This is a genomic window from Rhodococcus sp. (in: high G+C Gram-positive bacteria) (assembly GCF_049286785.1).
Taxonomy (GTDB): Bacteria; Actinomycetota; Actinomycetes; order Mycobacteriales; family Mycobacteriaceae; genus Rhodococcus_F.
The window spans coordinates 19,594-29,594 of the sequence record NZ_JBAQEO010000674.1; the positions used below are offsets into that span (position 1 = coordinate 19,594).

Annotated in this window: 5 protein-coding genes; 3 read left to right on the plus strand and 2 right to left on the minus strand. The window is 65.5% G+C overall.

Annotated features, from left to right (window positions below):
- The first annotated feature begins 51 nt into the window (after window positions 1–51).
- On the plus strand, window positions 52–1,527 hold the full coding sequence (eccB, locus tag WAW17_RS24375) for a type VII secretion protein EccB (RefSeq protein ID WP_422335455.1): 1,476 nt from the start codon (window positions 52–54) through the stop codon (window positions 1,525–1,527).
- Window positions 1,528–1,607: 80 nt separating this feature from the next.
- Here the strand turns inward: eccB and mycP are convergent, their stop codons facing one another.
- Window positions 1,608–3,002 (minus strand): type VII secretion-associated serine protease mycosin, encoded by a 1,395-nt coding sequence (mycP, locus tag WAW17_RS24380; RefSeq protein WP_422335456.1) that lies wholly within the window; start codon window positions 3,000–3,002, stop codon window positions 1,608–1,610.
- Window positions 2,999–4,471: a type VII secretion integral membrane protein EccD gene (gene eccD, locus WAW17_RS24385; RefSeq protein WP_422335457.1), complete on the minus strand. Its 1,473-nt coding sequence runs from the start codon at window positions 4,469–4,471 to the stop codon at window positions 2,999–3,001. Before eccD ends, mycP begins: the two co-directional genes overlap by 4 nt.
- 322 nt (window positions 4,472–4,793) lie before the next feature.
- On the opposite strand from eccD, the gene eccCa reads away from it, so the two are divergent.
- Both eccCa and WAW17_RS24395 read left to right on the plus strand, forming a co-directional pair.
- Window positions 4,794–8,792, plus strand: coding sequence for a type VII secretion protein EccCa (gene eccCa, locus WAW17_RS24390; protein ID WP_422335458.1), 3,999 nt, complete (start codon window positions 4,794–4,796; stop codon window positions 8,790–8,792).
- A gap of 77 nt (window positions 8,793–8,869) precedes the next feature.
- Window positions 8,870–10,001: type VII secretion-associated protein (locus WAW17_RS24395; RefSeq protein ID WP_422335459.1), on the plus strand; the 1,132-nt coding region annotated here is incomplete at its 3' end.

The following is a 10,001-nucleotide window of genomic DNA, read 5'->3' on the forward strand; positions in this document are numbered from 1 at the left end:
GATCGGACTGTACTGTGTCACGCGAGCGCTGTGCAGCACGGGGGAGGAACTATGGCTGTAACACCAACGACTCGGTGGCAGGTCAACGGATATCGCTTCTTGGTCAGGCGGATGGAACACGCGCTGATTCGCCGCGACGTACGCATGTTGCACGACCCCATGCGATCTCAGTCGCGGGCACTCGCGGTCGGCGTCGTGATCGCGTCGCTCGGCCTCGCGGCCTGTGCGGCCCTGGCTCTCTTCCGCCCGCAGGACAAGATCGGGGACGCATCGATCGTCGTGGCCAAGGACTCCGGTGCGATGTACGTCGTCATGGGCGACACTCTTCGTCCCGTTCTCAACCTCGCGTCGGCACGGCTCATCGTGGGGCAAGCTTCCAACCCGGTCATCGTGAAGGAGTCCGAGATCGACACGCGGCCTCGCGGCGCGGTCGTCGGAATACCGGGTGCGCCATCTGCATTGTCGCCAGGCGGCGAGTCGGGCGAGACTCCCTGGACCGTATGCGATTCCGTCGCAGCGGACGGACATCGTTCGGTGGCCACCTCGATCGTCGTCGGGGAGACAGAGGGTCCCGGGAACACCGCCCTCGCCGGCGATCAGGCTCTCCTCGTCTCGGCGTCCGAGGCGTCGTACCTGATGTACGGCGGTAAGCGCGCCCGAATCGACATGGACGATCCTGCTGTCACCCGCGCACTGGGACTCGAAGGTGCCCGGCCCCGCCCGGTGAGCAGGGGACTTCTCAATGCGGTTCCCGAGGTTCCGCCGCTCCGAGCTCCTGTCATTCCGGGCGCCGGTAGCCGACCCGGATTCGTCCTGCAGGACAAGGTCGTCGGCTCGGTGTTCCAGGTGGTGATCGGTTCGGACACGGTGCACTACGTGGTTCTTCGCGACGGCATCCAGAAGATCAGTTCTGCGGTGGCGAACCTGATCTTGCTGTCGAATTCTCAGGGTGATACCGAGATGTCGAGCGTTACCCCGGATGCCACCAATCGAATTCCCTCGGTCGACGAGATACCGGTGTCGAGTTTCCCGGACACGGCACCGCGGATCGTTGACGCCTCGGAGAACCCGGTGAGTTGCCTGACCTGGACACCTTTGCGCGGCGCGGGCGAAACCGATTCGAGCGCACCCGCTGCGGAACTTCGCTTACTGGCGGGACGCGCACTCCCGATCCCGGAGGACGCCCGCACGGTGGCCCTGGCGCAGGCGGACGGCGGAGCGGACAACGCAGATTCCGTGTACGTCTCACCCGGTGCAGGAGGATTCGTGCAGGCCACCGGGATCGAGTCGACGAGCACACGACGCGACAGCACGTTCTTCGTCGCGGACACCGGCGTGCGGTTCGGGGTTCCGGACGAGGACTCGTCGAAGGCTCTCGGTGTGGAAGGCACGCCGCCGCTGGCTCCTTGGCAGATTCTCGGCTTGCTCGCACCGGGGCCGTCACTCGGGAAGTCCGCGGCGCTCGTCGCACACGACGGCATCGCGCCGGATTCGGCTCCGGCGGCTGTGACCTCGGGTACCAGCTGAGGACGGCTCGGGCGGAACGGTAGCGTGCCGCCCGAGCCCGAGCCCGAGCCCGAGCCCGGGTTTCGCGGTGTGTGCTCCGGTCAGGTGCGACGTGCTGTGGTGGACGGGAACCGGCGACGGAGCGGGAACGACGCCAGCACGCCCAGGGTGAGGAGAGCTCCCAGCGTTCCCACTGCGGCCAACGCCACCTCGCGTGGGCGCCGATCGGGCGGTACAGCGGCCGGAAGCGAATCGATCGTGGCCGAATGGAACTCGTTTTCCGCCGCCCCGCCCGGCGGAACGTCCGCGGTGACGGCGGCGACCGGATCGATGACGCCGTTTCCCACGAGGGAGTTCCATCCCTCCGCGGGAGCGTGGGCGGTGGCCTCGATGCGCGCCATGACTTGTTTCGCCGACAGCTGCGGGAATCGAGAACGGACCAGCGCAACCGTCGCCGAGACGTAGGGTGCCGCGAAACTGGTGCCGTTCAACGGTTCCGCATTCCCCTGCGCGCTGTACACGGTGTTCGTCAAATCGCCCGTCTTGGGGTGGAGTGACGTGAGTCCGGCTCCCGGCGCCGCCACATCGACCCATGGACCGGCCAGACTGAATTCGCTGGGCGATCCATCGGCATCGACCGACCCGACCGTGAGGACATAGTCGTCATACCAAGCGGGGGTCGCAATGGTGCTGACGGAGTGCCACGGATCGGCGTCGGGATGAAGCGGATCCTCCGCGGGGTTCTGGATCTTACATTCGGCGGAACCGTAATTGCCTGCCGCGGCGACGACCACCACGTCCTTGGCCGTGACTGCGTACTCGACGGCAGAACCGAGATACCGGTCACCGCTGCCGATACCTTCCGCGGCCGTCTTGCAAGCGACCTCGGAGATATTGATGACCGTCGCACCCATGTCGGCTGCGCGGCGAATTGCGGTGGCCATGGTCGCGACATTGCCGTATCCACCGACCGAAATTCCGGCATTGTCGACCTGGTCCACCTGCCCGGCGGGACTGTATGCGCTGCTCGACTGCCTGATCGTGACGATTCGTGAATCCGGTGCGCCCCCGGAGAAGCCGGATCCGGCAACCTGTTTGGCCCCGATGAGACCGGCAACGATAGTGCCGTGGGCGTCACAATCGTCTGTGCCGTCGCCGGTTCCGACATAGTCCCCGCCGGGGATCAGGTCCGGAAGCCGGGGATGGCGGGACACACCGGTGTCGATGACCGCGACGGTCTGACCGGCGCCGCGGCTCAGGGGCCAGACCGATTCGAAATCGAGGTCACGCTGCGCGATCGGGACGTCGGGACCGTCCGGCACCCGTACTGCGTCCCTGCACGGTCGCCGTAACTCCCCCTTGGGGGCGTCCCTCGGGGGAACGAGCCCGGGAACGATGGTGTCCGGTACCGCCGCGACGGTCTGACCCTGGCCCAGTCCCGCAGTGCAGGTCACCACCGCGGTGGCGACAACGATGCGGCCGGCACGGTGCCTCACAGCCCGCGCATGACGGAGTAGAGACCGCTCACCCAGCACACCAGCGGAACGATCGACGCGATGATCGCAAGGTCGATCAGCTCGGCGACGCGGCGCATCACGGGTGAGAATGTCTGCCCGGGTGCAATGATTCCCAGTGCCAGTGCACTGGCGCCGAACAGGATTCCGACCACGAACACAGTGATCGCGTGATCGGGTACGGCGACGGCTGCGGCGGTGAGTAGAAGAACCAGAATGGTCACGCCGCCGCCGATGAGAGACACGGCTTGCTCGGCACTGCTGTAGGTCCGTCCGCGGAACATGAGGGCGACAGCCGTGGCGACCGCGAGAGTAGCTCCGGGCCAGTACATTCCGCTGTCCAGTGTCGTCCTGGCCGCGACCAGGGCGCCCGCGACAGAGAGCACTGTCATGGCGCTCACCAAGCCGGTGAGGTACTTGCGAGCACGTGTCGCGCGCTGAGCGAGTGAATCGAACGACGGCATCGTCATCTCGTCGTCGGGGTCGTCTTCGGACGGATCGACGGACGTGCCCGGGGCGGGGACCGGTGGGAGCGGCAGCTTGGCCAGCAGAATCGACACGCGTGCCGAGAATGCCAGACCCGTCAGCGCGGCGGCGACGACACCGGCTGCGATCACGTGGGGCTCGTTGTCGGTCAGTGTTCCCACCAGAGCCGCACTCGATCCGACGAGGCAGATCGCGGACAGTGCGGTGAACAGCCGCACACCGACGCCGCCGACCCGCAGGGCGAGAACCGCGGTGGTTCCGGAAAGTGCGGCCCCGAGGAGCAGGTGTGGAGCCCCGAGTTCCCCTGGGACGAAGAGCATTCCCGACGTGAAGGCCAGGGGAGTCGCACAGGCGCCGAGAGCAACGGAACTGTCGGTGTCGCGGTAGACACGGCTGGTGACTGCCCCGGCGATCAGGAACAGAAGCGCCGTCGTCAGAGCACAACCGGCTCTGACGACACTCTCCTCGGGTGTCTCCGACCAGAGAAGTGCGAAGGAACCGACGACGGTGCCGAGCAAGGCTGCGACGGAACCGGCGACCCTTGCGAATCCCGGTGTCCACTCGTGATCGCCCGCGGCGTCGGCGATGGACACGCTGTACATGACGTCGTCGAACAACGGCGGCGGGGCGCTCGCCTGCACACTCTGCAGAACCAGGAAATCGCCGTCCCGGATACCGTGCTCATGCAGGGTCAGGGTGGTCGAGAGCGGCGCCTGGCCGATCTTGGCGAGCACCCATTCACTCGGCTCGTACAGCTCGAGTGAATCGTCGAAGTCGTTGGCGGCGCGATGACTGCGGATGGTGTCGACGATCCCCGGGATCAGGATGGCCAGCGGAACCCTGAACGGAACCGCCAGGTCCACCTGTGAATATGTGGACAGCACGGTGATCCGGCACAGATCGGCTGCCGCGCCGGGACGGGTGGACGGCGAAGCGCCCCGTGACTCGTCATGGAGAATGGACACAGCGGTTTCCCCCCACTCTGCGACGCACGCAACCCCCTGCGCCGATACGACACTGCTCGACGATCGGCCGGAGAATTCGTCCGATTCGATCACGAGAACACTACGTGAACTCGATCGTGGTCTCCAGTGAGTGTGCGGCGCAGGTCCCGGGTATGCGAATCGTCGTTCATGGGTTAATCTCTGTCCTCGCGGGTGGAGCCCTCCGAAATTGCGGGTGAGGCCCAGGGGGGCGCCGGACATTCCGGGACGAATCGGTTGCGCTGTGCGTGGCGGTCGATGTCGACTCTGTCCGGGCCGGTGGACATCATGGGGGGTCGGGGGAATGAGCACTATTCGATTCGTGCGCAAAGCGAGGCGGGAGGTTCCGCGGATCCCGGGCGGTGAAGTGAGCCTGCAGGCGCCTCCCGAGATACCTCGCCTCGTCCCGGGTAACCTTCTCACCAAGCTCCTGCCCCTCGTCATGGTCGTCGCCATGGTCGGGATGATGGCTCTGATGTTCACGTCGGGTATGGCGCGTAACCCGATGTCGATGCTCTTCCCTGTCATGATGATGGTGTCGATGCTCGGAATGCTGGCAGGCGGCGGGCAGCGCGGCCCGAAAGCCGCTGAAGCCAACGAAGATCGAAAGGACTACCTGCGCTACCTCGACCAACTGCGCCGCGAGGTCGACGAGACCGCGGTGCAGCAGCGGAAGGCGCTGGAATGGAGCCATCCCGAGCCGGGCTTGCTGTGGACGATCGCCGGGACGACCCGCATGTGGGAGCGTAGGATCACCGACCCCGACTATTGCCATGTGCGCGTGGGTCGTGGCAGCCAGCGCTTGGCCACCCGCCTGATCGCCCCCGAAACCGGTCCAGTGGAAGACCTCGAACCGGTCGCCGCCGTATCCTTGCGCAGGTTCGTCCGCGCGCACTCCGTCGTCCAGGAACTGCCGACGGCGGTGTCCTTGCGCGGATTCGCTGCGATTTCCATCGAGGGCGAGCGGGGTGCCGCTCGATCACTCGTCCGGTCGATGCTGATGCAGGTGTGCGCGTTTCACGGTCCGGACAACGTTCTGGTCGCCGTCGTGTGCGGACCCGACACGGAGTCCGAATGGGACTGGGCGAAGTGGCTTCCACATGCACAGCATCCCGATTCGCACGACGGCGTCGGATCCTCCCGGATGATCTACGGGTCCGTTCTCGAACTGGAGTCTGCGCTCGGGACGCAGCTGTCGATGCGAAATCGCTTCTCTCGTAATGCTCCTGCGGCACCGGGTGTGCCACAGCTTCTGATCGTCGTCGACGGCGGAATCCTCGAGGGCGAGTCTGGGATGATCACCGACGGGGGACTCGATTCGGTTACTGTTCTCGACATCAGCGGATTCTGCCCACGCCTGACGGCGACACGTGGACTGCAACTGGTGGCACAGGACGGATCCCTCGGGGCACGCAGCGGCTCCGGTGTGGAGATGTTCGCGAAACCGGATCTCGTCAGCGCCCATCAGGCGGAGACGCTGGCCCGGAGACTCGCTCCGTACCGGACGACGTCCCTGAACGCGGTCGACTCCGGTGACGACGATCAACCACTGCAGACGTGGAGTCAGATGCTCGGCATCGGTGACGTCGGGCGACTCAACCCCGATCACGCGTGGCTCCCGCGCCACGGTCGCGACCGTCTCCGGGTTCCCATCGGAGTAGGAGTCGACGGTCATCCCGTCGAGATCGACCTGAAGGAGTCGGCCGAGAACGGAATGGGCCCGCATGGGCTCTGCATCGGAGCCACCGGGTCCGGAAAATCCGAGTTCCTGAGGACACTGGTGCTGGGATTGATCGCCATGCATTCACCCGACGCGCTCAATCTCGTTCTCGTCGATTTCAAAGGTGGTGCCACGTTCCTCGGGCTCGAGGATGCACCTCACGTGGCCGCGGTGATCACGAACCTGGCCGAGGAACTGGCCATGGTCGACAGAATGCGGGACGCACTGGCGGGCGAGATGAATCGGCGGCAGGAACTCCTACGTTCGGCCGGGAACTTCGCCAACGTCACCGAGTACGAGAAGGCACGGCAGGCCGGTGCCGATCTGGATCCGCTGCCGGCGCTGTTCATCGTCGTCGACGAGTTCTCCGAATTACTCAGCCAGCAACCGGAATTCGCAGATCTGTTCGTGGCGATCGGACGGCTGGGGCGCTCTCTTCACATCCATCTGCTCCTTGCCAGTCAGCGACTCGAGGAAGGCAAGCTCCGCGGTCTCGACAGCCACCTGTCGTACCGGATCGGACTCAAGACGTTCTCGGCCAACGAATCGCGCACCGTCCTGGGTGTTCCTGACGCCTACCACCTGCCCGCCACACCCGGCGCGGGCTACCTCAAGTGTGATTCCGCGGAAATCGTCAGGTTCCAGGCCTCATACGTTTCGGGCGTCTACGAGGGCAGCCGTGAGGACAGTGTGCAGCGTTCGAGGACCAGGGCAGTGGAACTGCGTCCGAAGATCTTCACTTCCGGACTGGTGCAGAGCGATGTCGTCGAGATCCTCGAGGAGGAGCAGTCCCTCGACCTCGGTGAGGAATCAACCGAGACACGGTCGACCATCGATGTCGTGGTCGAGCGGATCAAGGGCCGCGGGCCGAACGCACACGAGGTATGGCTTCCTCCTCTCGATGCGCCGCCTTCGCTCGACCGCGTGCTGTCCCGGTCGGTTCTCACGGAACCGGTTCCGGCGTTCAGTTCACTGCGTGCGCCCATCGGAATCATCGACCGTCCCTACGATCAACGGCGCGATCTTCTCGTGGTGGACCTGTCCGGGTCGACGGGCAACATGGCCGTGGTCGGTGGCCCACAGTCGGGTAAATCCACCGCTCTGCGGAGCTTGATCATCTCGCTGGCAGCGACGCATTCCGCCGAGCAGGTCCAGTTCTACTGCCTCGACTTCGGCGGTGGCACTCTCGCCGGAATGACCGGACTTCCCCACGTCGGCTCGGTGGCGAATCGGTTGGATGTCGACCGGGTTCGCCGCACCGTTGCGGAAATGAACACACTGGTTCGCCAGCGTGAGGAACGCTTCCGTGCGCTCGGTGTCGAATCGATGGCCGAGTTCCGGCGCCTCCGGGCCGAGCCTGCCCCCGGGGAGGTTGCGGCGGGAGTGGCCGAGGATCCGTTCGGTGATGTCTTCCTCGTGGTCGACGGGTTCGGAAGCATCCGTCAGGAGTTCGAGGCACTCGAGCAGCAGATCACCAACCTTGCCTCACAGGGCCTGTCGTACGGCGTTCACGTCGTGATCACCGCCTCCCGCTGGGGTGAGGTGCGTCCTGCGCTCAAGGATCAGCTCGGTACCCGCATCGAACTTCGACTCGGCGATCCGGCCGACTCCGACCTCGGTCGCAAAACCGCGGCTCTCGTCCCCGAAGGCCGTCCCGGACGGGGTATGACGCGCGACAGTCTGCACCTGCTGGTGGCCCTGCCCCGACTCGACGGACGCTCCGATCCGATCGATCTCGCTGTAGGTGTCGCCGACGCTGTCGCGGCCATCGGTGCCGCAACCCACGGACGGCATGCCCCCGCGGTCCGGATGCTGCCCGAACGGATCGCGCGGGAAGATGTGCTGCGTGCGGCGGGTTCGTGGCCCAGCTACGTTGATTCCGCGTACAAGTGCCTGCAGATTCCCATCGGACTCGACGAGGCCGAACTTGCGCCGATATTCTTGAACTTCGCCGATCAGCCGCACTTCATGGTGTTCGGCGACAGCGAGTGCGGCAAGACGACGCTGTTGCGCAACATCTGCGAGGGCATCATGGCGTCGAACACCGGGCGCCAGGCAAAGATCATCCTCGGTGACTACCGGCGGACCATGCTCGGTGTCGTAGAGGGGGAGCATCGCGCTGCCTATGCCCCGTCGGCAGACATTCTGAGCACGAATATGACGGACCTCGCCGATCTCCTCCAGAGGAGAATGCCGACTGCGGACATCACCCAGCAGCAATTGCGCGACCGGTCCTGGTGGTCCGGCCCGGAGATCTTCGTGATCATCGACGACTACGACCTCGTGGTGACCTCCAGTGGAAATCCGGTTGCTGCCATCGTCGAGTACCTGCCACACGCGCGTGACATCGGATTCCACCTGATCATCGCCCGCCGTTCGGGTGGTGCAGCCCGCGCGCTGTACGAACCCGTGATTGCGCGGATGCGTGATCTCGTGTCGGCAGGTCTGGTGATGAGTGGCAACCGGGACGAGGGCAATCTGATCGGAACAGTGCGCGCAAGTGCGATGCCGCCGGGGCGAGGCACTTTGGTCACTCGCAGCGGCGGTGGCCTTGTTCAACTCGCGTGGATGCCGCAGCAGTGAGGTCGGCAGTCGCGATTCACTTCACTGAATCCGGCGTTGTGTGTTCTTCCGGCGGTTCGGAATGGTCGGGATCTCCGGTGTTCCTCGCGCAGGGCGACGGCTCGATATCGATTGTCGACGAGAAAGATCCGGGCTCCCGGCCGGTCTCGCCGTTCTGCTTCATCGACGACGAGTACGTTGATGTGCCAGGTGGGGTGGTCTCCGTTTCGGACGTTCTGATCGCCGTGTTTCGGTTCGTGATCGACCAGGTGACCGGGAGGGCGGCCGAAGTCGCCGTGCTGTCCTGTCCGACGCAATGGGGATCAAGGCGACAGGATGTGTTGCGCACGGCGTGTTCCCGGATCGTTGCAGACACTGTTATCGTCCCGGTCGCGGTGGCTGCCGCGGAAATCGCGACGCGGACCGCTGCCCCGGCCACACCGACGCAGTGGGTGGTCCTCGAGTGCGGAGCGAACAGCACAACGGCCAGTTATGTGGTCGCCGGACCCGACGGACACCGGGTGCTCGAGTCCGAACACGATCCTGCACTCGACGGCGCAGAGAACCTTCTCGACTGGGCGGCGCAGTCCGTGGAACTCGGCGTACGAGTGCGTCGAGATCGCGGTCTGGGCGGCGTGCTCGTCACAGGTGTCGGCGCAGCCTCCGCTCACGAGGCAATGCGGAACGCTGTGATCGGATCGATGGCTCCGAATGTCCATTATCGGGCGCTCTCGGACGGTGACGTGGCGCGCGGACTCGGGTACTGCCTCGGGGAGTCCTTCGAAGAACCGAAGAGTATTTCGGTGCCGCAGGCGAACTGGCTCGAGCCGACCTTGCAGGAATCGCGAGGTCGTGGGCGGGGAACCTCGTGGCCGGCGGTCGCTACCGTCGCGGCCGTGCTCACTGTCGCCTTGGTGGCAATGGTCGTCTTCGCCCTGGGTGAGGGGGATCCGGCCGCGGGGCCCCGGAGCGCTCCCGAACCGAGTGCGGTACCGGCTGTGCCGAGTAGCGCCCCGTCGGACGCGTCCTCGGAACCCTCGAGTGCGAAAGCGAGCGGGCGGGCCGGTGAGTTCGAGGTCGGCGCTGTTCGGATCATCCTGCCGGAGGGCTGGCACGAGCGCACACAGTCGCCGGTCGAGTCACAGAGGTCCCGTGTGGAATTGGTGCCCGGCGGGGGAGAAGACAGGCGAATCATCATCACGCAGAGCAGGGTTCGGGAAGGTGCCGGAT